This is a genomic window from Parasedimentitalea marina, from assembly GCF_004006175.1.
In the GTDB taxonomy this organism is placed as follows: Bacteria; Pseudomonadota; Alphaproteobacteria; order Rhodobacterales; family Rhodobacteraceae; genus Parasedimentitalea; species Parasedimentitalea marina.
This window is the reverse complement of the sequence record NZ_CP033219.1, coordinates 2,196,060-2,220,928: the sequence shown is the minus strand read 5'-3', so window position 1 is coordinate 2,220,928 and position 24,869 is coordinate 2,196,060. Positions and strand designations below refer to the sequence as shown.

The 24,869-nt window shown below is 52.5% G+C and carries 24 protein-coding genes; 9 read left to right on the top strand and 15 right to left on the bottom strand.

Annotation, left to right across the window (positions count from 1 at the left end; translation table 11 throughout):
• Positions 1-126 precede the first annotated feature (126 nt).
• Complete coding sequence (locus tag EBB79_RS25250; RefSeq protein ID WP_274594813.1) at positions 127-249, top strand: hypothetical protein; 123 nt, start codon at positions 127-129, stop codon at positions 247-249.
• Positions 250-571: 322 nt separating this feature from the next.
• Here the strand turns inward: EBB79_RS25250 and EBB79_RS10775 are convergent, their stop codons facing one another.
• Complete coding sequence (locus EBB79_RS10775) at positions 572-1,024, bottom strand: iron-sulfur cluster assembly scaffold protein (RefSeq protein ID WP_127748896.1); 453 nt, start codon at positions 1,022-1,024, stop codon at positions 572-574.
• 79 nt (positions 1,025-1,103) lie between these two features.
• Here EBB79_RS10775 and hisI point away from each other — a divergent pair, with 79 nt between their 5' ends.
• Positions 1,104-1,463, top strand: a complete 360-nt coding sequence (hisI, locus tag EBB79_RS10770) for a phosphoribosyl-AMP cyclohydrolase (protein ID WP_127748895.1) — start codon at positions 1,104-1,106, stop codon at positions 1,461-1,463.
• Between the two features lie 63 nt (positions 1,464-1,526).
• On the opposite strand, the gene gluQRS is transcribed toward hisI, so the two are convergent.
• The 3 genes from gluQRS to EBB79_RS10755 form a co-directional block, all read right to left on the bottom strand.
• Positions 1,527-2,369, bottom strand: coding sequence for a tRNA glutamyl-Q(34) synthetase GluQRS (gene gluQRS / locus EBB79_RS10765; protein WP_127748894.1), 843 nt, complete (start codon positions 2,367-2,369; stop codon positions 1,527-1,529).
• 24 nt (positions 2,370-2,393) lie between these two features.
• Entirely contained in the window at positions 2,394-3,737 is a 1,344-nt protein-coding gene (gene trmFO, locus EBB79_RS10760; protein ID WP_127748893.1) for a methylenetetrahydrofolate--tRNA-(uracil(54)-C(5))-methyltransferase (FADH(2)-oxidizing) TrmFO, read from the bottom strand.
• Positions 3,738-4,059: 322 nt separating this feature from the next.
• Positions 4,060-4,848, bottom strand: coding sequence for an enoyl-CoA hydratase (locus EBB79_RS10755; protein ID WP_127748892.1), 789 nt, complete (start codon positions 4,846-4,848; stop codon positions 4,060-4,062).
• A 57-nt stretch (positions 4,849-4,905) separates the two neighbouring features.
• On the opposite strand from EBB79_RS10755, the gene EBB79_RS10750 reads away from it, so the two are divergent.
• Positions 4,906-5,328 (top strand): PaaI family thioesterase, encoded by a 423-nt coding sequence (locus EBB79_RS10750; protein ID WP_127748891.1) that lies wholly within the window; start codon positions 4,906-4,908, stop codon positions 5,326-5,328.
• A gap of 151 nt (positions 5,329-5,479) precedes the next feature.
• Here the strand turns inward: EBB79_RS10750 and EBB79_RS10745 are convergent, their stop codons facing one another.
• Entirely contained in the window at positions 5,480-5,713 is a 234-nt protein-coding gene (locus tag EBB79_RS10745) for a DUF1127 domain-containing protein (RefSeq protein ID WP_238704875.1), read from the bottom strand.
• A 93-nt stretch (positions 5,714-5,806) separates the two neighbouring features.
• On the opposite strand from EBB79_RS10745, the gene EBB79_RS10740 reads away from it, so the two are divergent.
• From EBB79_RS10740 to rpsI, 3 genes are all read left to right on the top strand, one after another.
• Complete coding sequence (locus tag EBB79_RS10740) at positions 5,807-7,210, top strand: aminotransferase-like domain-containing protein (RefSeq protein WP_127748890.1); 1,404 nt, start codon at positions 5,807-5,809, stop codon at positions 7,208-7,210.
• A gap of 403 nt (positions 7,211-7,613) precedes the next feature.
• Positions 7,614-8,072, top strand: coding sequence for a 50S ribosomal protein L13 (rplM, locus tag EBB79_RS10735; RefSeq protein ID WP_127748889.1), 459 nt, complete (start codon positions 7,614-7,616; stop codon positions 8,070-8,072).
• A 5-nt stretch (positions 8,073-8,077) separates the two neighbouring features.
• The gene (gene rpsI / locus EBB79_RS10730; protein ID WP_127748888.1) at positions 8,078-8,563 is read left to right on the top strand and encodes a 30S ribosomal protein S9; all 486 of its coding nucleotides are present in this window, start codon (positions 8,078-8,080) and stop codon (positions 8,561-8,563) included.
• Between the two features lie 135 nt (positions 8,564-8,698).
• Here the strand turns inward: rpsI and EBB79_RS10725 are convergent, their stop codons facing one another.
• The 10 genes from EBB79_RS10725 to mtnA form a co-directional block, all read right to left on the bottom strand.
• Positions 8,699-9,316: a TetR/AcrR family transcriptional regulator gene (locus EBB79_RS10725; protein ID WP_127748887.1), complete on the bottom strand. Its 618-nt coding sequence runs from the start codon at positions 9,314-9,316 to the stop codon at positions 8,699-8,701.
• Positions 9,309-10,178 carry a polyphosphate kinase 2 gene (gene ppk2, locus EBB79_RS10720; RefSeq protein ID WP_127748886.1) on the bottom strand — a complete coding sequence of 290 codons (870 nt, stop codon included), beginning with the start codon at positions 10,176-10,178 and terminating at the stop codon, positions 9,309-9,311. The genes EBB79_RS10725 and ppk2 overlap by 8 nt, the downstream gene beginning before the upstream one ends.
• Positions 10,179-10,374: 196 nt before the next feature.
• Positions 10,375-11,130, bottom strand: coding sequence for an ABC transporter ATP-binding protein (locus EBB79_RS10715; RefSeq protein WP_127748885.1), 756 nt, complete (start codon positions 11,128-11,130; stop codon positions 10,375-10,377).
• A complete protein-coding gene (locus EBB79_RS10710) occupies positions 11,127-11,984 on the bottom strand; it encodes an ABC transporter ATP-binding protein (protein ID WP_127748884.1) in 858 nt (285 codons plus the stop codon). Before EBB79_RS10710 ends, EBB79_RS10715 begins: the two co-directional genes overlap by 4 nt.
• Positions 11,981-12,898 carry an ABC transporter permease gene (locus tag EBB79_RS10705; RefSeq protein ID WP_127748883.1) on the bottom strand — a complete coding sequence of 306 codons (918 nt, stop codon included), beginning with the start codon at positions 12,896-12,898 and terminating at the stop codon, positions 11,981-11,983. The genes EBB79_RS10710 and EBB79_RS10705 overlap by 4 nt, the downstream gene beginning before the upstream one ends.
• The gene (locus tag EBB79_RS10700) at positions 12,895-13,953 is read right to left on the bottom strand and encodes an ABC transporter permease (RefSeq protein WP_127748882.1); all 1,059 of its coding nucleotides are present in this window, start codon (positions 13,951-13,953) and stop codon (positions 12,895-12,897) included. The genes EBB79_RS10705 and EBB79_RS10700 overlap by 4 nt, the downstream gene beginning before the upstream one ends.
• Positions 13,954-15,549 (bottom strand): ABC transporter substrate-binding protein, encoded by a 1,596-nt coding sequence (locus EBB79_RS10695; protein ID WP_127748881.1) that lies wholly within the window; start codon positions 15,547-15,549, stop codon positions 13,954-13,956.
• Between the two features lie 44 nt (positions 15,550-15,593).
• Positions 15,594-16,643: a dipeptidase gene (locus tag EBB79_RS10690; RefSeq protein WP_127748880.1), complete on the bottom strand. Its 1,050-nt coding sequence runs from the start codon at positions 16,641-16,643 to the stop codon at positions 15,594-15,596.
• A gap of 209 nt (positions 16,644-16,852) precedes the next feature.
• Complete coding sequence (locus tag EBB79_RS10685; RefSeq protein WP_127748879.1) at positions 16,853-17,515, bottom strand: class II aldolase/adducin family protein; 663 nt, start codon at positions 17,513-17,515, stop codon at positions 16,853-16,855.
• Positions 17,512-18,612 (bottom strand): S-methyl-5-thioribose-1-phosphate isomerase, encoded by a 1,101-nt coding sequence (gene mtnA, locus EBB79_RS10680; protein WP_127748878.1) that lies wholly within the window; start codon positions 18,610-18,612, stop codon positions 17,512-17,514. The genes EBB79_RS10685 and mtnA overlap by 4 nt, the downstream gene beginning before the upstream one ends.
• A 230-nt stretch (positions 18,613-18,842) precedes the next feature.
• Here mtnA and EBB79_RS10675 point away from each other — a divergent pair, with 230 nt between their 5' ends.
• From EBB79_RS10675 to EBB79_RS10665, 3 genes are all read left to right on the top strand, one after another.
• The gene (locus tag EBB79_RS10675) at positions 18,843-20,363 is read left to right on the top strand and encodes a class I adenylate-forming enzyme family protein (protein ID WP_127748877.1); all 1,521 of its coding nucleotides are present in this window, start codon (positions 18,843-18,845) and stop codon (positions 20,361-20,363) included.
• Between the two features lie 181 nt (positions 20,364-20,544).
• Positions 20,545-21,705 carry an efflux RND transporter periplasmic adaptor subunit gene (locus tag EBB79_RS10670; RefSeq protein WP_127748876.1) on the top strand — a complete coding sequence of 387 codons (1,161 nt, stop codon included), beginning with the start codon at positions 20,545-20,547 and terminating at the stop codon, positions 21,703-21,705.
• Positions 21,706-21,708: 3 nt separating this feature from the next.
• On the top strand, positions 21,709-24,837 hold the full coding sequence (locus EBB79_RS10665; protein WP_127748875.1) for an efflux RND transporter permease subunit: 3,129 nt from the start codon (positions 21,709-21,711) through the stop codon (positions 24,835-24,837).
• Positions 24,838-24,869 lie beyond the last annotated feature (32 nt).

Sequence of the window (24,869 nt, the reverse complement as noted above, 5' to 3'; positions counted from 1 at the left end):
ATGTTCTAGTTTTTGTTCTCAAATGTTCTCATAAAGTTCTTTACAGCGAGCAAGGAAAGTGAGAACAAAGGGACAACAAACACCACAGAGTGTGATCAACAGACATAAATTTCTGGAGGCCATCTAATGATTGAACAAATTAAGAACACATTGCAGCATTCGCCGGCGACCCTATTACAAGACGCTGTCGGTGCGGCCTCATTGATTGTCATGTTGGTTGTCGCCCTGCATATGCCTAGCCTTATCTAGAAATACAGATTGCTCTTTTGTGCCGGCTGCGCCCGCATCCTGTCCCAATAAGATGTTGTGAGTCTTCTGCCTGCCCTGATTTCACACCGGATCTGCCTCATGATCCGCCGGTGGCAACCGGATCCCGCATGAGAGAGTAACCCTGCCGCCGCCATCTTCCCGGATGTGCGGCGGTTTTTTTGTTGAACCTTAGTCACATCCCAGTTCACTGAAGGCTCAGAACAGAGATCAGTTCTAGATGGGGGTCGCTATGTGGTGGATCGAATGCCGTGAGGGCAAGTCTGGGTGACCAGACTACAAAGGCGGTACGCTATTAATGGGGTTAGCCGTAATTTTCCTGTGAAATCTGTTGCATCGCTTCAAGCGTGGCTTCGAGCGCCAGTAAGATCGACGCATGACGGTTTTTGAAATTGCGGGCAGGTATAAGAACTTCGAGACCCTCAAAGGGTGGGGCAGGCACTGGGCCGTCATTTGTCAACATCGACTTGAGTTGATTTCGGGCCGTTTCGATTTCGTTAAAAGTGCGTCCCAATATTGCAGCACCAACTATCGAGGCCGAGGCCTGACCTAGTGCGCAGGCTTTAACATCTTGACCAAAATCAATAATTTTTCCGTCAGATAGGCGTAAGTCCACGGTGATCGCTGAGCCACATAACGGAGCGCGCTTTTTGACCGTTGCGTCCGGTGCCTCCAAACGGTCCAAATGCGGAATGTCTGCAGCCAACGCAAGAATGCGTGTAGAGTAGAGTTTTATCAGATCATTTTCGCTGGACATGTGTATTCCTTGGGCTTTCCCTGACTGCGCGTTCACAATACATAGGGTGCAATATCCAGATGCAAAAGGTTTTTTTGATATGTCCTTTGATCCCAGAAGCCTGACCTACAATGAGGCCGGATTGATCCCTTGTATTGCGCAAGAAGATTCCAGTGGAGAGGTCTTAATGATGGCTTGGATGAATGCCGAGGCGGTCGCCAAGACGTTGGAAACCGGTAAGGTAACTTATTGGTCCCGCTCGAGACAGTCCTTTTGGGTCAAGGGTGAAAGCTCGGGGCATATCCAGGAATTGGTCGATTTGAGGGTGGACTGTGACCGCGACTGCTTACTGGTTAGGGTTAATCAAACTGGCCCGGCTTGTCATACCAATCGGCGTAGTTGTTTTTACACATCAGTTCGATCCCGGAACGAAGTCGAGCTGATGCAGCCGATGGTGTAAGCGGCCCTTCGGTCCGTGCCTCCGGAGGGGATATTGGGGGGGGCAAGTGAAAGCGGAAGCTGCTTACTTTAAGCCGACCATCCTGCGAATATCCTGAGCGGTTGAACCTTCGGAGCGGTACTTACATATGGCACGCGCATCATCGCGTTTGGCCAGACGCTTACCAGTGTCATCGCGGATTAATTTGTGGTGGTTGTAGGTTGGGGTAGGCAGTTCAAGTATTGCCTGTAACAAAACCTGTAAAAAGGTAATCTGATAGAGGTCCTCACCGCGGACGATATGAGTAACATTCTGAGCAGCGTCGTCAATCACAGAGGCTAGTACATAGGACACGGTTCCTATATTTTTACGGCCCAAGATGGCGTCTCCGATTTCAGCAATCATACGCGCTGGGGCAAGGTGGTGAATACCAGAATGACGCGCACCGCGTTCTGTGAACTGCAGCGGATTAATCTCTTGCAGGGCGCGGGCCATATTCAACCGGATGGCATCACCCTCCTGGAGGCTGTCCAGGGTGCGGTGGCGGCAACTGCCTGGATAGATGCCTGAGTGTAAAGGTACACCTTCCTGTGGTGCTGAGAGTGCGGATCGGATATCGCTGCGACTGCATGAGCACGGATAGATTAATTCGCGATCGGCCAGCGACATCAGCGTTTGATTATAGTGATCCAGATGTTCTGACTGACGTAAGACTGGTTGTGGCCAGCGCAAACCCAGCCAGTCCAGGTCATCAAAGATCTTTTGTTCCCACTCTGGACGGCACCGGCTGATGTCGGTGTCTTCGATTCTGAGCAATACTTGCCCGCCTTCAGCGTCAGCCATATCCTGTGCCAACAAGGCAGAATAGGCATGACCCAAGTGTAGTGGTCCGGTTGGAGATGGGGCAAAACGGGTGATAAATGTCACGATTTATTCGCCTCTGTGCATAACTTAAGTAAAGCTTCTAATCCATTCAGACCAAACGGTTTTTGCACGATCCGTATAGGCCTTGTATCGATCTTTACGTCCGCGGCGGCCACCTTTTAGGCCATCAACCGGCCGGAACAAGCCGAAATTGACATTCATCGGTTGAAACGTCTTGGCCTCGGCACCGCCGGTAATGTGGTGGATCAATGCGCCCATGGCACTGTCTTGCGGCACCTCAGGCAGATCTTGCCCAAGGATCTCAGCAGCCGCCATGCGCCCGGCGAGAAGTCCCATGGCCGAACTTTCAACATAACCTTCTACGCCGGTGATTTGACCGGCAAAACGGATGTTTGGCTTTGTTTTCAATCGCATCTGGGCGTCTAGCAATGTGGGGGAGTTCAGAAAGGTGTTGCGGTGGATGCCACCAAGACGTGCGAACTGCGCGTCCCGCAATCCTGGGATCATCCGCAAGACCTGGGTCTGGGCCCCGTATTTCATCTTGGTTTGAAAACCGACAATATTGAACAAAGTCGCCAGTTTATTGTCCCGACGAAGCTGAACGACCGCATAGGCCTTTTCATCAGGTTTGTGCGCATTTGTCAGTCCAACTGGCTTCATGGGACCAAACCGAAGTGTTTCGCGTCCGCGTTCCGCCATGACTTCGATTGGCAGGCAGCCGTCGAAATATCCAGCGGTTTCGCCCTCGTGAAATTCAGTTTTCTCAGCGGCCAATAGCGCGTCAATAAAGGCTTCATACTGGTCTTTGGTCATCGGGCAATTGAGGTAAGCTGTTTGCTCTTCTTCGGTTTCGCCCTTGTCATAACGAGATTGCATCCAGGCCTGTGACATATCGATACTGTCAGCATAAAGGATCGGTGCAATGGCGTCGAAGAAAGCGAGAGCTTCGGCACCCGTTTCGGCTTGAATGGCCTGTCCCAAAGCCGAAGACGTCAGTGGGCCCGTAGCAAAAATCCAATGTCCATCATCCGGGAGCGTCGTGACTTCCTCATAAGAGACCGAAATATTTGGGTGTCTTTGCAGGTTTTCGGTGACAGTTTGAGCAAACGGTTCGCGGTCTACTGCCAAAGCTCCACCAGCGGGTAGGCGGTGCTTATCCGCGGTGGCCATGATCAACCCATTGGCAGCGCGCATTTCCCAATGCAGCAAGCCAACGGCGTTTTGCTCGTCGTCGTCCGACCGAAAGGAATTGGAGCAGACCATCTCGCCCAGATTACCGGTCTGATGTGCGAAAGTTTTCACTTTGGGGCGCATCTCGTGGATAACCACTTGAACGCCCATGTTCGCGGCCTGCCAGGCTGCTTCGGATCCGGCCATGCCGCCGCCGACGATATGCAATGTCTGTGTCATGGCTGCGACATAGGGCAGGGCGCGACTTGGTGCAATACAGCGTATGAGAAATTGAAGGGACAATTGGGCCTGGGCCGCATCAAAGGCCAGGGCGAATTTAACGTCACACTATTGTCATGCAGGTGAATTGGGGTCGCCGCTGCAGGAATGTCGAACCGGGGAGAGATCCGGTTTGGAGGGACCTTCCACAGGCGGCGACCCAAATTGTGACCGGGCTATATGCCCTGCCCAATCCTTGCCATGTTCTTGCCTTTATTGAAAGGCTCGATATGGAAACAATGCGCACCAAATCGTAAACAAAGTCTAAAATTATCGAGAAATTTTATTCTTTCTCCCAGTTAGGTGTTCTCTTTTCAGCAAATGCAGTCATGCCTTCGATGGTGTCTTGGTACAGAAGGTTTTCGACAATCACGTCGCTGGTATAGGCATAGGCTTGGTCCACTGGCATTTGCAGCTGCTGATAAAACGCTTGCTTGCCAATCTTGACCGCCACAGCCAACTTGCTGGCAATTGTGTTGGCCAACTGTAAGGTTTCGGCCTCAAGTTGAGTGTTGGGAACTGCATGGTTGATCAATCCCAGTTCGGCGGCACGGGTCGCGGTCATGAATTTCCCGGTCGTCAGCAGTTCAAATGCATGTTTGCGGGGGATGTTGCGCGACAGGGCGACCATTGGAGTCGAGCAGAACAGGCCGATATTGACTCCATTTACACCAAATCTTGTGTCGTCAGCGGCGATAGCCAGATCGCAGGACGCAACCAATTGACAGCCGGCCGCAGTGGCAATGCCGTGAACTTGGGCAATAACCACCTGTGGCAGTTTTTGCAGTCCCGTCATCACGGCTGTGCAGCGGGCAAACAGATCTTGATAATAGCTCTTGCCACCATCCGAGGACGAGCGGGCGCTGTTCATTTGTTTGATGTCGTGACCGGCGCAAAATGCTTTGCCTGACCCAGAAAGGATGACAACCTTGATCGTTGTGTCGATGCTAAGGGTATTGATTTGCTCTTGTAGTGCCGCAAGCATTTCGTCCGACAATGCATTTAATGTCTTGGGCGTGTCCAATGTCAGGTGGGCGATAGCGCCAGTGTCGTGGCGTTTTAAAATTGTCATCTTGCTCTCCTTGGCGTGCTTGCCCAATCTTAGACAGCACCGAGGTAGGAGAAAAGTATGTCATTACAAATGAACGCGGCGGAATTGATGGCGTTTTTGGACGAAGTCTTTCCGCAGGTTCGGGAGGACTTTGCCGTTGATGATTTGTCTGAGAATGAAATTTTGATGCGGTTGATAATTCAAGACAAACACCTGCGACCAGGGGGGACTGTGTCTGGACCGTCAATGTTTGCCCTCGCTGACTGTGCCGCTTATGCGATGGTGCTGGCCAGAATTGGGCGTGAGGCCTTGGCTGTAACAACAACCTGTTCGATGGATTTCATGCGTAAGCCAGTCGCAGGAGTGGATTTGCTGGCGACTTGCAGGTTGTTAAAACTGGGGCGATCACTGGCAGTCTGTGATATATTGATTCATTCGGCCGGGCAGAGTGAACCAGTCGCCCGTGCAAGCATGACATATTCTATTCCACCGGCACGTTGATTGAATGGTCATCATGTTTCTGTTCAATAGTATATGAATAAGGCCGCTGTATTTAGGTCCAGATATCTGACTTTCCATATGCGAATGGTGAACAACCGAAAAAGGGCCGGGGTTTCCCCCGGCCTTAAGGTAGTTCTGGTGTCCCTGGGGATCAAGGGCGCCAGAACGGAAGAGTGGCTTGATGATGGGCCTCGGCACGGTTGCGGCCGATGTCGTCCAGTTGTTCTTGGGTCATATGACGCAAGTGCTTGCGGGTTCGACGGCGCAAAGTCCACTTTGTGATGAGTACAGCGAACGCGACGGCCCATTGCGCCACGACCGGCAGAGCCGGGCGACTGACCAAATATGACATGTTAGACTGAGACATGTGGGCGTTGTGTATCATCGTGTACTCCAATATTGTGTTGATACAATCCTGCGTTTGTGTTACTTTTACTTGATACAAAGTGATTTACGTACTGTCTATGGAAGGATTGTAATGAGTACAATTTGGCCTCAAAACCTTGGTGAGACCAAGGGCCCGAAGTATAAAAAGCTTGCGGATACAATTCGTTCAGCAGTTGATGACGGTAATCTACTGGTGGGCACAAAATTGCCGCCCGTGCGTGAGTTGTCTTATCAACTGGGTATTACGCCAGGGACTGTTGCCCGTGCCTATTCGATTCTGACTGAGGAAGGCTTGCTTCAGGCCGAGGTCGGTCGTGGCACCTTTGTTGCGGCCAAGCAAAAACCGGTTCTGGATGATGTTTGGGCTAGGCAGTTACATGTCCATGAACTGAAAAATCCGGATCACATCAGTTTATTCAGCCCAAGGATTCCGGACGTCGGTCAAGTTGCAGCAATTCGCAAAGCATTGATACAGGTTTCGGAAGGTCCGGAACTGTCTTTTCTTAGCTATCCGACCCGGAGCGCCTATCAGCCAGTGCGCGAGGCAGTGGTTGAGTGGCTGTCAGAATTACCGCTCGGAAGTTTGAATGAAAAGGACGTGGTTCTTACTCACGGCGGTCAAAGTGGACTGATGGTTGTGATGCAGGCCATATTGCAAGGGCCGCAACCCACCGTATTGGTTGAAGATCTGTCATATGCTGGATTTCGCCGTGCAGCTGAATTGTTGCGGGCCCGTGTCGTCGGAGTTGAGATGGACAAACACGGTGTGGTTCCGGCCTCTCTGGAAAAAGCGGTTCGCCAGTCTGGCGCGGTGGCGTTCTGCACAAGTCCCGAAGTGCACAATCCCACCGGCCTGTATACTCCACTGGAGCGGCGCCAAGAGATTGTCAGGGTGGCCAGGCGTCACGGTATTCAAATTATCGAGGATGATTGCTACCGAATGGGGGATCCTCGCGCGCCAAGCTATCGTTCGCTGGCTCCTGAGTTGGGCTGGCACGTGAGTTCAATTTCGAAGACGTTGACACCGTCTTTACGTGTTGGGTTTGCATTGTCACCGCAGGGAAGAGGGGCAGATTTGCGGCGGGCAGCCGAACACGGGTACTTTGGGTTAGCGCAGCCGCTGGCAGCGCTGACTTGCATCCTTTTGCGGGATCCTAAGACCAAAGTGTTGGCCCGCGAGGTACAGGCCGAGATGGCCCGGTACGTGCGTAGTGCAGTGAATACTCTAGGTGGATTTGATCTTACCTGGGATGATCAAGTGCCATTTTTGTGGCTACGGCTCCCTGCGGGATGGCGTTCGGCAGCTTTTACCCGAGCGGCCGAAGCGCAAGGCGTCCAGATAAGGTCGGCGGATGAATTTGCCCTGCGGGACGGGCGTGCACCAAATGCTGTGCGTATTGCCGTAAATTGCCATGTTTCCCTGGCGGTGTTCGAGGCCGCCATGCAGCGTCTCAGAGCTTTGCTGGATAACCCCCCGGAGCAAATTAGCGTTTAGGTCCGCTTGGCATGAGCCAGCGGATCATGAAGTATCGCTATGCGCCAGAATTCTATAAGGGACGTCATACAGTGAAACAGTCAGCTGAATAGCTCCTGCTCCCCTTGGATACAGTCATTCCCGCCGTTTCATTCGCCGCAACCAAACCTAAAGGTGGAGTTGCCCCACAATAGCGCCAGTCAGATGTACCGAGTTAAGTAGAGCGCGAGATACGAAAGTTGGTTGGATTGAGGTGAGAATTTATGGGGTATTATAATACCTAATTTGTAAGTGTATGTAATTGCGCTATAAAATCTATATAACTGTGGTTGACGGGTGCAAAGGTTCCCCGTAAACCCCGTCCATAGAACTCGAATGTCGGACCTGTTCCGATGTTCTCCACGTTAAACAGGATTTACCTGCCATGAAAACCTTCTCTGCTACCCCAGCAGACATCGAGAAGAAATGGATCATCATCGACGCCGAAGGCGTGGTGCTGGGCCGTCTTGCCTCGATTGTTGCCATGCGCTTGCGCGGCAAGCACAAGCCAATGTTCACACCTCACATGGATTGTGGTGACAATGTCATCATCATCAATGCTGACAAAGTTCAGATGACTGGCAAAAAACGCGAAGAAAACTTCTACTGGCACACCGGTCACCCGGGTGGCATCAAGTCGCGTACCAAGCAGCAGATCCTCGAGGGTAAGCACCCCGAGCGCGTCATGATCCAAGCGGTCAAGCGCATGTTGCCGGGCAATAAGCTCAGCCGCCAGCTGATGACAAACCTGCGTGTATACGCTGGTGCCGAGCATCCCCATGAGGCGCAAAGCCCCGACGTTCTGGACGTAAAGTCCATGAACAAGAAAAACACCCGGAGCTAATGTAGATGTCTGATCAGATCAACACTCTCGAAGAGCTGAGCGCCGTTGCTGGCGTTGAAGCTGTAGCCGAAGACATCATCGCACGCGATCCTGTGCGTGATGAGTTGGGCCGTTCCTATGCAACCGGCAAGCGTAAAGACGCTGTTGCCCGCGTTTGGATCAAGCCGGGTTCCGGTAAGGTCACCGTGAACGGTCGCGAAATCAAGGTGTACTTCGCCCGTCCGGTTCTGCAGATGATCCTGCGTCAACCGTTCCAGGTGTCCGGCACCGAAGACCAGTTTGATGTCTATGCTACCGTCAAAGGCGGCGGCCTGTCCGGTCAGGCCGGTGCGGTCAAGCACGGTATTTCCAAAGCACTGCAGCTGTATGATCCCAGCCTGCGCGGCGCACTGAAAGCTGCTGGCTTCTTGACACGCGACAGCCGTGTTGTTGAGCGTAAGAAATACGGTAAGGCCAAAGCTCGTAAGAGCTTCCAGTTCTCCAAGCGTTAAGTTTGGGTTATATCACATTGAAAAGGCCGCGCAAAATGCGCGGCCTTTTTGCTTTCCAGTTCAGGTTGGGGGCAAGAATGGTCAATACGTCAGCGGCGCCGCATTTAGAGATCTATTGGCCAGCTCGCCAATATACTACGCATCCGGGCCAATCAGACCTAAGCCACGCAAGTAGATTCCTATACCGCTTTCCAGTAGATCCTCCGGCGAAAACGGCGAAGCGGAGCCTGGGGTGTTGCGGGCGTAAAGCTCTACAACCCCATGGCTAAGCGCCAGAATATGAGCCGAAAACATAGAGGCCGGCGGGCGCTTATGCGGTGGGATATTCTCACATAATTCGGTAACAGCGCGTTCAAAAATGCCGCGGGCGCGGCCGGCCGCGTCGGCCAATTCTGCAGTTCTATTGACTGAAATTCCGCTCTCAAACATGGCTATGTAATGGCCCGGATGTTTGCGGGCAAAGGCCAAGTAGGCGCGACCCGTGGATTCAAATGCAGCCAAGGCCGAGGGTTGACCCTTTTCGTAAGCGTATTGCATTAGATCCGCAAACATTGAGAACCCCTGACGCGCCGCTTCAGCGATCAGGTCTTCACGTCCCTCAAAGTGCCGGTAGACTGCCGCAGGGGTTACTCCAGCCTGTTTTGCAGCCTCAGACAAGGTAAATCCAGTTGGACCTTTTACCTCGATTAGCCGCAGTGCAGCCTCGACCAAAGCCTGGCGTAAATTGCCGTGATGATAGCCACGTTTAGGCATCCCAGATTTCCGGGCCGCCGCAGATTGTTGTGTCTACAGAACCAAGTGCACTGATGTCTTTATTTTCATAGTCGAGCGCACTTAAGACGTGGCGGACGGCAGACACTCGCGCCCGGCGTTTGTCTTCGGATCTGATCACTGTCCAGGGCGCTGCCTCACTATGGCTGCGTTCAAATGTTTCACCAATAGCAGTAGTGTAATCATCCCAGCGTTCAAGGCCCTTGATATCAATTGGGCTGAGTTTCCATTGCTTTAATGGGTCTTCTTCCCGTTTAAGGAACCGGCGCAGCTGCTCGGCGCGGCCGACGTTCAGCCAGAACTTGAACAGTTTGATGCCGTCATCGACCAGCGCGCGTTCAAATCCGTCCACTTGTCTGAAAAACCGCTCACGTTGGTCGTCACTACAGAACCCAAAGACGTTTTCCACGACCGCACGATTGTACCAACTGCGATCAAAGAATGTTATTTCACCACCGGAAGGCAGGTGATCAATGTACCGTTGGAAGTACCATTGTGTCTGCTCTGCCTCTGAGGGCTTGCTAAGAGCCACGACACGTGCGCCGCGTGGATTAAGATTTTCACGGAATCTTTTGATTGTACCGCCTTTTCCGGAGGCATCTCGCCCTTCAAACAGAACAGCAACGCGGTCGCCGGACTGCTTGATCCCTGCTTGCATTTTTACCAGTTCAACCTGCAGTTTGGCCATTTCCTTGTTATAGGATTTGCGGCTCATTCTCTCTGGATGTGGATAGCTTCGGCTTAAAATTTTGTCCTTGCCGTGCTCTCGGATAGCATTGCGAATTTCGGCTGGTGCTGCGTCTTCATAGTAGGCGCTGATTGCTCCATTGAATGGCAGTTGCATGGTGAAATCCTTCCTATCCGCAAACCCTTATATGGTATTTTGATTTGGAATGTGAATCGGTTTAACAGGTTTATCCTTCAAGTATCAATATTTGACGTCCAAGATTGGCTTAAACGAGCATTTGGAGTAGCACAAAAGTTTGACAGGTCCAGTCGATGAACTGCCCGGCGTTTAACCGCGCAGTTTATGGCCCATTTCAAGCAACTCGATTTGCCGAAGCATGAAGCAATTGAGCTGTATAGTCATGCGTAGTCTTACCGGCGCGCATATCGGCCACTTCGATAATCTCGACGATTTCGCCATTACGCATCACTGCAGCGCGTTCGCACATATGTGCCACAACAGCCAGATCATGTGAGACCATCAGATAGGTCAAGCCATGTTCTGCCCGTAGATCACACAGCAGATTTAGGATTTCGGCCTGTACAGACACATCCAGTGCCGATGTTGGTTCGTCGAGCAGCAGGATTTTGGGTTCCGGTGCCAGAGCGCGGGCAATGGCAATGCGCTGGCGTTGACCACCGGACAATTGGTGCGGGTAACGAAATCTGAATTCAGGGCCAAGGCCAACATCGAGCAATAGCCGGTTGACCCGATCATCTATATCACGAAATCCATGCAGGGTAAGCGTTTCCGACAATACCTGATCCACTGACTGGCGCGGATGTAACGAGGCGTAGGGGTCTTGGAACACCATTTGAACAGTTTTGTAAAAATGTTTTTCCCGTTTATGGCTCAGTTCGATACCATTGACTGACATCTGCCCCTCCCACTGAGGAGCCAGTCCGGTCAGTGCCCTAAGGATGGTTGACTTGCCTGAACCGCTTTCGCCGACCAGACCAAAACTGGCCCCTTCAGATACCGAAATAGTGGCATTCTTGACCGCCTGAAACAGATCGTCATGTTCGCCAAACCAAACATTTAGATTTTGGATTGAAATAGCGTCATTCATAGCCGCCCCTCCACGCTGGGGGCTTCTCGCCAAGCCGGGTCACGGGTTAACACCTGCAATCTGTCGCGTGGGGACTCAAATCGGGGCAGGCTGCCCAATAAACCTTTGGTATAAGGATGTTTCGCTTCGTGCAGCTTGTCGGCCTGGCAGACTTCGACGATACGGCCGGCATACATGATCAGCACCCGGTCGCAGAATTGCGACACAAGGTTCAAATCGTGGCTGATAAAGATTAGCCCCATGCCGCGGTCTTTTACCAACTTGTCCATGATCGACAGAACCTGTCCCTGAACAGATACATCCAGAGCCGAGGTCGGTTCATCCGCTATCAGGATTTCCGGATTGGGGATCAACATCATGGCAATCATGATCCGTTGTCCCATGCCACCCGACATTTCATGCGGGTAGGCCTTCATCACCCGTTCGGCGTCACGGATCGACACGGCCTCAAGCATCTCAACCGATTTCTGATAGGCCTCGGCCTTGCTGGCCTTGGCGTGCAGCCGGTAGGCCTCAATTATCTGATCGCCAACGCGCATAACCGGGTTCAGCGAGAATTTAGGATCCTGCATCACCATCGATATCTTTTCACCGCGTACCGTGCGTATTTCTTGTGCGGATTTGGCCAGCAGGTTTTCACCATGCAGGTTGATGTGACCTGCTTCGACAATTCCGGGTGGGCGGATCAACTGCAATATAGCCCGGCCCGTCAGTGATTTGCCTGAACCACTCTCGCCGACGATGCCTAATCGTTCCCGTCCCAACGAGAACGACACTCCACGTACAGCGTCAAAGACGCCGCTGCGGGTGGGGAACTTTACCCAAAGGTTATCTACATCCAGTAATGTCGTCATGAGGTGCTGTCCTTTGGGTCAAGCACGTCGCGCAAGCCGTCACCCAGTAGGTTGAAAGCCAGCGAAACCGTAAAGATTGCAAGACCGGGCATAGTTGCGATCCACCAGTGATCCAAAATGAAACGACGGCCCTCTGATATCATTGCGCCCCATTCGGGCGAGGGAGGCTGAGCGCCAAGTCCTAAAAAGCCCAGACCAGCAGCGGCGAGAATGATGCCAGCCATGTCCAGCGTTACCCGCACGATCAATGAACTGATACACAGAGGCCAAATGTGTTTGATGATGATACGAAGCGGTCCGGCGCCTTGCAGGCGAATGGCGCTGATATAATCCGAAGAACGGATAGTCAGGGTTTCCGCACGAGCCATGCGGGCATAGGGCGGCCAGGCGGTCAGAGCAATGGCCAGCACCGCGTTCTCAATCCCGGCGCCCAGCGCGGCAACAAATGCCAAAGCCAGCACCAGGCGCGGAAAGGCCAGAAAAATATCGGTGATGCGCATCAGGACAATGTCAGTCCAACCGCCAGCATACCCCGACACGGTGCCCACCAACAGCCCAGCGATCGGCGCGATCATCGCCACTAGTGCTACGATATATAACGTAATCCGCGATCCGTAGATCATTCGGCTGAGAATATCCCGGCCCAACGTGTCAGTGCCCAGAATATGATCCTCGGTTCCCAGAGGTTTCAGCCGGTTGCCAAGGTCCTGTACAAAGGGGTCATGCGGCGCCAGCAGAGGCGCAAAAATCGCCGTACCCACCAGAACCGCAATAATGCCCAGCCCAATCATTGCCATATGGTTCGCGCGCAGAGTCAGCCAGCCTTTGTAGAGGGCAGCTAAGCGGGCATGCCGACGCGACTCGGGTGTTTCGGATAAAAGCCATTCGCGCATAGTTTGAGATTGACTGCTCATTTGGACCTCGGGTCGAAGATTTTATAGAGAAGGTCGGAAAAGATATTCAGGCAGACGAAAATTAATCCAACAACAACCGTGCCGCCCAGCACTGCATTCATATCAGCAGACAGCAACGCGGTGGTGATGTAATTGCCGATGCCGGGCCACGAGAAGATGATCTCGGTAAGCACCGAGCCCTCCAGCAGATTGGCATAGCTTAGTGCGATCACAGTGATCAGCTGTACGCGGATATTGCGAAAAGCGTGGCGCCAGACCACAGCCCATTCGCTGAGACCTTTGACACGGGCAGTGGTCACATATTCCGCTGACATTTGTTCCAGCATGAACGAGCGGGTCATCCGGCTGATATAGGCTAGGCTGTAATAGCCCAGCAGCGAGGCCGGCAGCACGATATGGGAAAATGCATCCTTAAAGGCACCCCAATCGCGAGCGAGCGCGGCATCGACCAAGATCATACCGGTGACCGAGGGAAAAGTATCCTCATAGAAAATGCCCTGACGCCCCGGGCCGCCAACCCAGCCGAGAATACCGTAGAATAGCAATAGGCCCATCAGTCCGAGCCAAAAAATGGGCATTGAATATCCAACAAGCGCAACCACACGGGCAATTTGGTCAATCCAGCTGCCGCGGCGAACTGCGGCAACGACACCCAACGGAACGCCAAGCACAATGCCAAAGATAATGCCTATGGTGGCCAGTTCCATGGTCGCAGGAAAGACACGTTTGATGTCTTCGGACACCGGACGCGCATTCAGCAGCGACATTCCAAAATCACCATGCAACACGTCCCAGACGTAATAGGTGAATTGTGTAATCAATGACTTGTCGAGGCCCAGCTCAAGATATGCTGCGTGATATTGCTCTTGCGTGGCGCGCTCGCCAACGACTGCAATAACCGGATCGATTGGCATCACCCGACCGATAAAGAAGGTGACAAACAAAAGCCCCAACATGGTGACCGAGATTGACGCCAGGGTGACGAGCGTACCCTTTAGCCAAGAGGGAAGAGGCAGCCGGGGCTGCCTCTTTGGTGTGTAGTGTGTGGACGACATTTACTTGGTCACGGTCCAGTATGACACTGCGGTGATCGCACCGCCAAGGTTCAGACCTTCAACATCTTCGTTGATGCCAGCCGGTTCAATCTTCTGGAACATCACAGCAAAAGGCGAGGTATCGCGGAAAGTTGCCTGAATGTCGTGATACATTGCTTCACGCTTGCTGCGGTCTCCTTCGACCACGGCGGCGGCAGACATACCAGTCAGCTTGCCAGTATCCCAGCTGTTGCGCCATGCCAGCAGACCAGTAGCCTGCGCCTCGTCCGAGTTGTCGGGGTTATAGGCAAATGTACCAGCATTGGTATGTGGATCCGGATAATCAGGGCCCCATGCACCCAGATAGATATCCAGCTCGCGTGCGCGATACTTGGAAAGAACCTGCTTGCCAGTACCAACTTCGAGGTTCAGCGTGATGCCGGCCTGCGCAAATGTGTTTTGCAGTGACTGACCGATTTCCAGACGCTCCTGCGCTTCGCGAACACCAACAGTCAATTCCAGACCATCTACACCCGCTTCGGCCAACAAGGCCTTGGCTTTTTCAACATCCATCGAGAACGGGTTCTCATCCACGGCGCCCAAATAGGTGCGCGGCAGGAAGTTCTGGTGGGTGACATAAGCTCCCTTGAGGAAGCTGTTCTGCATGCCTTCGTAGTCGATCAGGTACTTTAGTGCCTGGCGAACTTCGGGCTTGGACAGTTCTGGATGCTTTTGGTTCATCGAGATGTACATCAGACGACCGCGCATCTCTTCGAGAACTTCGACACCTTCGGCACTGCGAATGCCTTCGACGTCGGATGGATTCAAGTTGCGCGCAACATCAATGTCACCGCGCTCGAGCATGAGGCGCTGAGTTGCACTTTCCTGAACGTGACGAACGATGACACGCTTCATCGCTGGTTCACCCAAATAGAAGTCAGAGTTAGCAGTCAGGGTGACGCTTTCCTTTGGCTTCCAGCTGGCAAGTGTATAGGCACCGGAACCGGCCGAATTGGTTTTCAGCCATGTGTTGCCCAGATCGCCGTCAACTTCATTGGCCATGACTGTGACTTCGTCAACGATCCCGCCGATGGTGGCTGTCAGGCAGTTCAGCACGAACGAAGTTGCATATTCCTTGTCCGTGGTGATTGACACGGTGTTGCCGCTGACGGTGATGGTTTCGTCCATGTTTTCGGGGGTAAAGCCGAACTGTGTCAGGATGAACGATGGGGTTTTGTTCAGCGTTACAACGCGTTTGAACGAGAATGCGACATCTTCGGCGCGCACTGGATTGCCCGAGTGAAACTTGACGCCGTCACGCATGGTGAATGTGATAGTGCGACCATCTTCAGACACAGTCCAGCTTTCGGCCAGATCAGGCTGATACCCTGCGTCCAGATCCATGGGATCAAAATTGACCAACCGGCCATAGATATTGCGCAGCACGTCCGAGCCAGCAAATTCAAAGCTTTGGGCGGGATCCAGTGTGGTGATGTCATCGATACGGTTGGCGATCACCAACATATTGGCAGGCGTTTCCGCCATTGCGGGCAGGGCAACAGCACCCAGGGCAAAGCCCAGCGCAGCAGTACCCATTAGTTTTGTAAAAGCATTCATATTATTACTCCCTTTTGGTTTTAAGTATTTGGACCCGGTCGATGTTACGTCCAGGTCAGGTCGAGAACACGCAGCCAATTTTGATGGCAGAGTTTCTTTATTAGTGGGTCGTCATAACCGTGGTTTCGCATCGCAGAGCGCAAGTTTGGCAAGCCGGCGATGGTTTTGATCCCTGCGGGCACGACAGCACCGTCAAAATCAGAGCCCAGGCCAACTCGATCTTCTCCAAGATTCTCAATCAAGTAATCAAGATGAGTCAACATTGCCGAAATAGGTGTGTCTTCGATCATCCTTCCGTCTGAACGCAAAAAGGCGACGGCGAAATTCAGACCGACCATTCCGTCGCTGTCGCGGATTGCGTGCAATTGGTGATTGGTCAAGTTGCGGCTATGAGGGCATAGCTCATAGGCGTTGGAATGGGTAGCAACCAGCGGTTTTGTGCTGATTTGTGCCACATCCCAAAACCCTGCCTCGTTCAGGTGAGATAGATCAACCATGACACCTAAATCATTGCATTTGCGAATTAATCTAACGCCATCGTCGGTCAGTCCCGGGCCGGTATCTGGTGTGCTGGGAAAACGAAATGGTACGCCATGGGCAAAAATCGTTGGACGGCTCCACACCGGACCAAGCGAGCGCAACCCGGCCTGATACAACACATCAAGTGTATGAAAATCGGGGTCAATGGCTTCGGCCCCTTCCATGTGCATTACAGCGGCCATCAAGCCATGTGTCATGCAATCTTGAATTTCTGTGGTGGTACGGCATATTTTTAGTGCGCCGTCTCTCTCTAGTTTGATTAGACTAGAGGCTTGCGACAGCGCCACTTTGGACGCGATATCCCATTCGACCTGAGGCGGAAGCGGCAAGTCGTAGCTGGGCTTTAACATCTCATCCATGTCGTTGGTGTGGCTGTGTTCTCCGGGAACATAAATGGCGAAAAAACCACCACCAAACCCACCGGTCCGGGCCTTTTCCAGATCGATATGGCGTCCACCAGCACCTTGAAAACCGTCCAACCCTGCGCTGACATCGCCTTGATGCAGGCGCAACAACACATCATTATGGCCGTCGAAAATCAGCGGGTCTTGCATTGATATTTCCCTCCGAAGAGACGCATTTAGTAGGTACGAGACAGAAAGATGTTACTGTTTCCGTTTGTATGCATGCAAAGGTGAAACGAAATTAAAACAATTACAAGGAGATAAGGTTGGAATTTTGATCGTAATGCGCGCGTAATGCGATCACTTCATTCAATTGCATGAGGTGTAATTAGTAACTGATTGAAATAACACAATTATTATCATTTATTTTGGGCGCCATAATTTGAGAACGCCCGTAAAACTTCTTCTATTTCTGGGTCGCTTAGAAGCTGAGGGTGGCCAATGGACAGGCTAGTCACATAGCCTTTTGCCAAAGTTTCCAACTCGACCATACGCCACATTGCCTTTTCCAGCGTCTCGCCGGTTACTACTGCGCCGTGGTTAGCCATGAGGCAGCCATGACGGTCTGCCAAGGCTTTATCTAGATTGTTGGACAGCGCCTCGCTGCCAAAAATAGCATAATCGGCCAACGGAACAGAGTTGCCGCCAAAAGCCGCAACCATGTAATGGCAGGCCGGGATCTCCTGGTGGTTCATGGCCAAAGCCGTGCAATAGACCGGATGTGCGTGAACAACGGCGTGCATATGTGGTTTCGAGAGCAGAATGGACTGGTGAAACCGCCACTCGGTCGAAGGTTTCAACTGGCCAAGAGTCGTTGCACGTCCATCTAGTGGCATCGAAACAAGCATATCCGGTGACAGGCAGTCGTAGGCGATGCCGGATGGGGTAATCAGCATCTGATCCTCAACCCGAACAGAGATGTTCCCCGACGTGCCCTGGTTGATACCCAGGTTATTCAGTGAAAGGCAGGCGTCGATGACTGCCTGCCGGAGTTCAGAGGTGTCCTGATACGGGACGGTCACGGCGCATTCACCAGATCGGGAAACAGTGTCGATAAACCCTCTGTGCTGGCATCGCAGACGCCACGCTCAGTGATTAACCCTGTGACCAGACGGTTCGGAGTCACATCAAAGGCTGGGTTTCCGCCCAATGTGCCATCGGGGGTCACTTGAGTGGTGCCAAGGCTGCCATCTGCCATCTTGCCCTGCACATGGGTGATCTCAACGCCACTGCGCTCTTCGATTGGAATTTCAGCGACACCATCGTCAACGCTCCAGTCGATTGTGGGCGAGGGAAGGGCGACATAGAAGGGAATATTGTTATCCTGTGCCGCCAATGCCTTGAGGTAAGTGCCAATCTTGTTGCACACGTCGCCGCGCCGGGTGGTGCGGTCTGTACCGGTGATCACAAGGTCCACCTGACCATGCTGCATAAGGTGCCCGCCCGCGTTGTCCGTGATGTAACTGTGACTGATGCCGTGACTGCCCAGCTCCCAGGCTGTCAAAGCGCCCTGATTGCGCGGTCGGGTTTCATCGACCCAAACATGAATAGGGATTTCGGCGTCATGGGCGTGATACATCGGGCTGGTGGCTGTCCCCCAATCCACGGTCGCTAGCCATCCTGCGTTGCAGTGGGTCAACAGTCTTACGGGCTCGCCAGACGGCTTGGAATTGGAAATTTTTCTAATAAGTTCAAGTCCGTGAATGCCAATCTTACGGTTGATTTCGACGTCCTCGTCCGCCAAGTCATGAGCAAGTTTCAGCGCAACTGATGCGCGGTCTTTAGGCGTAACGCCCCGCAATATGTTGCGGCTTCGGTTTAGGGCCCAGCGCAGGTTAATTGCGGTGGGCCGTGTGGCATCCAGGTATTCCCAAGCTTGATCCATTGCTGCATCTGACGGGTCCAGTCGCATGGCATGTGCCATTCCATAGGCCGCTGTGACACCGATCAATGGCGCTCCACGTACCCGCATTTCAACAATGGCATCGGCAAAGTCTTTGAGGCTGTTGACCTGCAGAACGCGAAATTCATGGGGCAACCATCGTTGGTCAATAATTTGCAGCGCGTCTTTGTCCGCATCCCACCACAACGAGCGGTAGTGTGTTCCGTTTACCTTCACGATAGGACCTCTTTCGTCTGCCTGATAATGGATTTGGTTTAAGGGTGACCCAAAATTCATTTGAGGCCAAGACTATAGTGTCCGATTTGATATCAGTTTGGGGTCATGATGGAACGTAGGGTAATTGGATAACAGGTTGGTACATACTTGTTCTGCATCGCCCTGTTGCTACAGTTGCCCGGGTTCCCTGACATTTCATACACTAGGGATGTACACAGGAAGGCAATGATATGAATCCTGCTGAATGGCTGTTAAGCACCGCGAAATCCTCTCCCGAAGCACCGGCGTTGTTTTGCGGGACAGTGCTCACGGCGGATTATGGAACTTTCGCACATCGAGCCGCCTCTATTGCCGGTGCATTGGGCCAACGCGGCATATGTGCTGGCGACCGAGTGGCCATCCTGATGCAGAACAGAACGGAATACCTTGAGGCTTTGTACGGTATCTGGTGGGCCGGAGCGGTCGCGGTGCCGATTAACGCAAAGCTCCACGCCAAGGAAGCCGCTTGGATCATCGAGAATTCCGGCTCTAGGGTGGTATTTGCCTCGGCCTCTAACGCCGCGGGATTGGACGCCATCAGGCCAAACTGCCTTGAAGAAGTGATTATTGCCGGGGAGGATAGCTTTTCTGACCTCTATAATGTGTCTGGACAAGCCGAACCGGCTGCGGTCTCTGCGAGTGACATGATTTGGTTGTTCTACACATCGGGTACAACGGGGCGTCCAAAAGGCGTGATGATCAGTGCTGGCAATATGATGGCGATGATAACCGGATACCTTGCTGGAGTTGGGTCGCATTGTCGTGCAGATTCAACCCTTTATGCCGCTCCAATGAGCCACGGTGCCGGTATTTATAACTTCTTGCATGTGATTGCAGGTGGTCGCCATATTTGTCCCGCGTCCGAGGGGTTTGAACCAGCAGAGATTTTTGATCTTGCTGCCCAGTTTGATCGTGTTTCGATGTTTGCTGCCCCCACGATGGTACGGCGAATGGTGGACTACGCCAATGCGAGCGGTGCAAGTGGTGACGGGTTGGTGTCTATTATTTACGCAGGTGGCCCTATGTATCTAGCTGACATCACAGAGGCCGTCGAAGTTATGGGGCCTCGGTTTGTGCAAATTTATGGCCAGGGTGAATGCCCGATGGCGATTACTGTATTGCCTCGCGAGACGGTCGCAGATCGAAACCACCCGCGGTGGCGCCAAAGATTGGCCAGCGTTGGGCGACAGCAAATGGTCAGCCGTGTTTCGGTCGTCGATCGGGATGGCACCACCTTACCAACAGGGGAGATTGGCGAGATCGTGGTCAGCGGTCCGGCTGTGATGTCAGGGTACTGGAACAATTCCGATGCAAGTCAGCAAACCATTCGGGATGGTTGGTTGTGGACTGGCGACATGGGCGTCTTAGACGAAGATGGTTTTCTGACCTTGCATGACCGATCCAAGGATATGATCATTTCCGGAGGGTCAAACATCTACCCGCGTGAGGTAGAAGAGATCTTGTTGGGTCATGCGAGCGTTGCAGAGGTCGCTGTTGTGGGACGCCCACACGCCGAATGGGGTGAAGAAGTTGTTGCCTGTATTGTCTCTGCTGATGGCCAACAGGTGGACGCGGCTGCGCTGGACGCCCATTGCATCGCAAATATTGCCCGTTTTAAACGACCGAAGGACTACGTCGTTCTGACGGCTCTGCCTAAGAACAACTATGGTAAGGTCGTTAAGACGGAGCTGCGTCAACACATCGCGAAATGAGCTGTAAAGGCGCGTTTCTTTAGGGCATTCAAATGAAGTTTTTTACCTTTTAGAGGTCTGGTTTCTTGCGGTTGTCTGCCCGCTCGGTAAACATGGGGACAAATTGATTCCGCGTATCCACAATATATATTTTTGAATGTATAGGCTGCCGCCTGTTGGATGCCAAATGAGAGGCGCAGTAATGCAAAAATTAGTTAGTCCACTTTTTTCAAATCGCAGGTTTGCTGCAAAAATTGCAGTACTTAGCACTGCGTTGACTCTCAGTGTCTCACCAGTTGCTCTGGCGCAGGAAGCACCACCGCCAAAAGTTTCAGTTATGTCTGCGGTGACTAAACCTTTGCGGAATTCCGAAACCTTCATTGGTCGAGGTGAGGCAATTGACAAAGTGAATGTTATTGCACGGGTCAATGGTTTCCTTGAGGAGGTATTGATCGCGGATGGGGCAAACGTCCAAGAGGGCGACCTGATGTTTCGGATCGAGCGCAGCGCCTATGAGGCAACGCTGGAAGCACGTAAGGCTGACCTGGCAAAAGCTGAGGCCAATCTTCACCTGACGTCGTTGGAACTTGCTCGTAAAGAGGAACTCCTGTCGCGCGGGGCAGTCCCCGAAGCCGAGCGTGATACGTCGCGGGCCAATGAAAAAGTGGCCGAAGCCGAGGTGCGGTCGGCCAAAGCGGCAATTCAACAAGCCGAACTGGATTTAAGCTATACCGAAGTTCACGCCCCGTTTTCTGGTCGCATTGGCCGGGTAGAAGTGAGTGTGGGTGACGTTGTCGGGCCAGGCAGCAGTTCGCTGGTAAACCTCGTACGGGAAGCACCGATTTATGTGTCCTTTGCGCTCAACGAAAAGCAGTTCGTTGGAGTTTTACAGAAGGTTCAACAGGATGCGGCTACGGAAGAAGAGCAAAAGCGACTAATCGAAGTGTTTGTCGTGTTGCCCAACGGGGACGAATTGGACGAACGCGGGACTATTGCTTTTGCGGACAACCGAATTGACCCGACCACCGGCGCGATCACTGTGAGGGCTGAATTCAAAAATGAAAATCGTTGGATTATAGATGGGTCCTATTTGACAGTGGGCCTGGAATCCCAAAAGCCAGTCGATCGCATTGTTATAAGTCAGGCTGCGATTCAACGAGATCAACAAGGTACATTTGTGCTGGTGGTTGATGAACAAAAAATGGTTCAGCAACGCTATATTGAGACGGGCGATGTTGTTGGCACCAGCATTATCGTGAACGATGGTCTTAAAGACGGTGAGACTGTTGTCGTTGAAGGTCTGCAACGTATCCGTCCCGGTGCCGAAGTCGATCCAGTGCTCGCCAGCCAGGCTGGAGAATAAATCATGTTCTCATCCCTGTTCATTTCACGCCCCAAGTTTGCGATCGTTATATCAATGGTCCTGACGATCATGGGCCTGATTGGTTATATGGCTCTCCCGGTGGCTCAGTTCCCTGATATCACGCCACCAGTGGTGAGCGTCACAGCCAGCTACACCGGCGCCAATGCGGAAACCGTCGAAAAAAGCGTAGCTGCTCCAATTGAAGCTCAGGTCAACGGCGTTGATGACATGATTTATATGTCGTCAAGCTCGTCAGATACTGGCAGCTATTCGCTTTCGGTCACATTCGAGGTTGGAACGGACCCAGATATTGCTTCGGTTAACGTGCAAAACCGCGTTGCTCAGGCCTTGTCCAGCCTACCGGCAGAAGTAACATCGTCGGGCGTTGTGACACAGAAAAGTTCGACAAACATGTTGCTGGTTGCTACTTTGACCTCGCCAAACGCCACCTATGACGATCTGTTTTTGTCCAATTACGCTGAGATCAATATTAAAGATGCGCTAAGTCGCGTTGCCGGAGTTGGTAAGGCAGACATCCTTAACAGTCTTAGTTACTCGATGCGGATTTGGATGAACCCGGAAAAGATGGCCGCTTTGGGCATTACCCCGGGGGATCTGATCAATGCCGTAAAAGAGCAGAACCTTGAAGTATCTGCTGGCCAGATCGGTGCGCCACCGGTTCCAGGTGATCAAACCTTTCAGTATACAATCAAGTCCAAAGGCCGCCTGACGTCAGTTGATGAATTTGGTGATATTGTCATCAGAACAGGTGAGGCTGGCAGCACGGTTCGCGTTCGTGATGTGGCGACCGTCGAATTGGGAGCCTCGAACTACAGTACGTCAGGGTTTTACGATGGAAGCGAAGCCACTATCCTTGCTGTATATCAGGCCCCAGGAGCCAACGCCTTGGCTGTCTCAGCCGCAGTATTGGCCGAACTAGACCGGCTGGCGATGTCGTTTCCGGAAGATGTGATTTATTCCGTTCCGTTCAACACCACTGATTTTGTCGAGCAATCGCTTGCGGATGTTATTTCGACACTGGTTCTTGCATTTATTCTGGTTGTATCGGTGGTCTTTGTCTTTCTTGGCTCATGGCGCGCGACCATTATTCCTGCGGTGGCCATTCCGGTGTCATTGATCGGAACATTCGCATTTTTGCTTTTGCTGGGGATGTCGCTCAATACGATTTCTTTGTTTGCTTTGGTTCTAGCAATCGGCATTGTGGTAGACGACGCCATTATTGTGGTGGAAAACGTCGAGCGTTTGATCGCCGAAGAAGGGCTGAACCCAAGCGACGCAACTCGCAAGGCGATGGGGCAGATCACCGGGCCGGTGATTGCAACGACCTTGGTTTTATTGGCTGTTTTTGTCCCAGTTACCTTTATGCCAGGGATTAGTGGTGAATTGTTTTCGCAATTCGCGGTGACGATTTCGGTGGCAGTTGTTATCTCCTCCATCAATGCATTAACCCTATCGCCAGCCCTATGTGGCCTGGTGCTCAAGGCACGCTCCGGGCCGCCAACTGGGTTACTTGCCAAATTCGAAAGCGCTATCGACATTTTGCGAAACGGATACCTTGGTATCGTGGGACGGTTGCTCAGATGGCCGTTTCTGGCAGTGGCGCTCGTTCTTGCTATGTATGCAGGAACCGGGACTCTTTTTGGGATAACGTCCAAAGGGTTTTTACCAGCCGAGGACAATGGGTATTTGTTTGTTGACATCCAGCTCCCCGATGCTGCAGCCCTGGGTCGTACCGAGGTGGTGACCAAACGGGTCAATGAACAAATCGAACAAATTCCGGGCGTACACAGCACAATTCTGGTCAACGGCTTCAGTATGTTGAACGGGGCCAGCGCCAACGGTGCGATGATAATCATCAATTTGGACCCATGGGACGAACGTCAAACACCTGATCTGTTCCCGACATCCATATTAAAGCAAGTATATGGCCTGGCAAATGCAGAAGCCGCAGCGAGCATTGTTGCGTTTAACCCGCCGCCGATTTCTGGTCTTGGAATGTCAGCAGGCGTTGAAATGGAGGTACAGCAAACCGCTGGTGGGACGCCACAGGATCTGGCGGCTGCAGTCGGGTCGTTGGTCTATGCTGCCAACCAGCGGGGCGAAATTGGCCAATCCTACACCACGTTTCGGGCGAATGTTCCGCAGGTTTTCGTGGATCTGGACCGGGAGAAAGCGAAAACTTTGGATGTCTCAATCTCAGAGGTCTTCCTGACCATGCAGGCCCATTTGGGTTCGTATTACGTCAATGATTTCAATCTATTCGGCCGCGTTTATCGCGTGATGGTACAGGCCGATGGATCGTACCGAGACAAGATTGAGGATATCGGTAATCTTTATGTCCGCTCGCAGAGCGGTAAAATGGTCCCGCTTTCTACTTTAATCGATGTTGAAAACATCCTTGGGCCAGTTATCTTGAAACGCCACAATATGTTCCGTTCAGCGACTGTAACGGCTGTACCGGCCGCTGGATTGTCCACCGGCGACGCTATCGGCGTCATGCAAGAAGAGGCCGCAACCGCATTGCCGCCGGGGTATAGTTTTGAATGGACCGGCACAGCGCAGCAACAGCTTTCGTCCTCCGGCCTGGTTGTTGTTATTCTTGGTATGGCAATTTTGTTCACCTACCTGTTTCTTGTGGCACAATACGAGAGTTGGACAATGCCAATCGCAATTCTGCTTTCTGTGGTCGTAGCCATGTTTGGCGCAGTTGTTGCAGTTGCGGTCACCGGAAGTGACATCAACCTCTACACGCAGATTGGCATGATCATGTTGATTGGCATGGCGGCAAAGAACGGTATTCTCATTGTCGAATTTGCGATGGAGCGCCGTGCCGCAGGGTTGTCAATCAAAGAGGCTGCACATGAAGCTGGCCGCCAACGCTTCAGGGCTGTAATGATGACAGCCTTTTCCTTCTTGTTAGGAGTTGTACCGCTTCTCATGGCCTCGGGCGCTGGTGCCGCCAGCCAACAGGCTATCGGGGTTGCTGTTTTTGGTGGAATGTTGATGGCCACCGTTGTTGGGGTCATCCTGATCCCTGTTCTCTACGCTTTTATGCAAGGCTTACGGGAATGGGTTAAAGGTTCCGCCAAGACTGTTTCCCCAGCCGAATAACTGCAAGGAAATCAAAATATTGAAAGCCCGCC

What these genes read in the sequence shown, in the direction of transcription:
- EBB79_RS25250 (WP_274594813.1), top strand. Translation starts at nt 127, where the DNA reads ATGATTGAACAAATTAAGAACACATTGCAGCATTCGCCGGCGACCCTA.
- EBB79_RS10775 (WP_127748896.1), bottom strand. Translation starts at nt 1,024, where the DNA reads ATGTCCAGCGAAAATGATCTGATAAAACTCTACTCTACACGCATTCTT.
- hisI (WP_127748895.1), top strand. Translation starts at nt 1,104, where the DNA reads ATGTCCTTTGATCCCAGAAGCCTGACCTACAATGAGGCCGGATTGATC.
- trmFO (WP_127748893.1), bottom strand. Translation starts at nt 3,737, where the DNA reads ATGACACAGACATTGCATATCGTCGGCGGCGGCATGGCCGGATCCGAA.
- EBB79_RS10755 (WP_127748892.1), bottom strand. Translation starts at nt 4,848, where the DNA reads ATGACAATTTTAAAACGCCACGACACTGGCGCTATCGCCCACCTGACA.
- EBB79_RS10750 (WP_127748891.1), top strand. Translation starts at nt 4,906, where the DNA reads ATGTCATTACAAATGAACGCGGCGGAATTGATGGCGTTTTTGGACGAA.
- EBB79_RS10745 (WP_238704875.1), bottom strand. Translation starts at nt 5,713, where the DNA reads ATGATACACAACGCCCACATGTCTCAGTCTAACATGTCATATTTGGTC.
- EBB79_RS10740 (WP_127748890.1), top strand. Translation starts at nt 5,807, where the DNA reads ATGAGTACAATTTGGCCTCAAAACCTTGGTGAGACCAAGGGCCCGAAG.
- rplM (WP_127748889.1), top strand. Translation starts at nt 7,614, where the DNA reads ATGAAAACCTTCTCTGCTACCCCAGCAGACATCGAGAAGAAATGGATC.
- rpsI (WP_127748888.1), top strand. Translation starts at nt 8,078, where the DNA reads ATGTCTGATCAGATCAACACTCTCGAAGAGCTGAGCGCCGTTGCTGGC.
- EBB79_RS10725 (WP_127748887.1), bottom strand. Translation starts at nt 9,316, where the DNA reads ATGCCTAAACGTGGCTATCATCACGGCAATTTACGCCAGGCTTTGGTC.
- ppk2 (WP_127748886.1), bottom strand. Translation starts at nt 10,178, where the DNA reads ATGCAACTGCCATTCAATGGAGCAATCAGCGCCTACTATGAAGACGCA.
- EBB79_RS10715 (WP_127748885.1), bottom strand. Translation starts at nt 11,130, where the DNA reads ATGAATGACGCTATTTCAATCCAAAATCTAAATGTTTGGTTTGGCGAA.
- EBB79_RS10710 (WP_127748884.1), bottom strand. Translation starts at nt 11,984, where the DNA reads ATGACGACATTACTGGATGTAGATAACCTTTGGGTAAAGTTCCCCACC.
- EBB79_RS10705 (WP_127748883.1), bottom strand. Translation starts at nt 12,898, where the DNA reads ATGAGCAGTCAATCTCAAACTATGCGCGAATGGCTTTTATCCGAAACA.
- EBB79_RS10700 (WP_127748882.1), bottom strand. Translation starts at nt 13,953, where the DNA reads ATGTCGTCCACACACTACACACCAAAGAGGCAGCCCCGGCTGCCTCTT.
- EBB79_RS10695 (WP_127748881.1), bottom strand. Translation starts at nt 15,549, where the DNA reads ATGAATGCTTTTACAAAACTAATGGGTACTGCTGCGCTGGGCTTTGCC.
- EBB79_RS10690 (WP_127748880.1), bottom strand. Translation starts at nt 16,643, where the DNA reads ATGCAAGACCCGCTGATTTTCGACGGCCATAATGATGTGTTGTTGCGC.
- EBB79_RS10675 (WP_127748877.1), top strand. Translation starts at nt 18,843, where the DNA reads ATGAATCCTGCTGAATGGCTGTTAAGCACCGCGAAATCCTCTCCCGAA.
- EBB79_RS10670 (WP_127748876.1), top strand. Translation starts at nt 20,545, where the DNA reads ATGCAAAAATTAGTTAGTCCACTTTTTTCAAATCGCAGGTTTGCTGCA.
- EBB79_RS10665 (WP_127748875.1), top strand. Translation starts at nt 21,709, where the DNA reads ATGTTCTCATCCCTGTTCATTTCACGCCCCAAGTTTGCGATCGTTATA.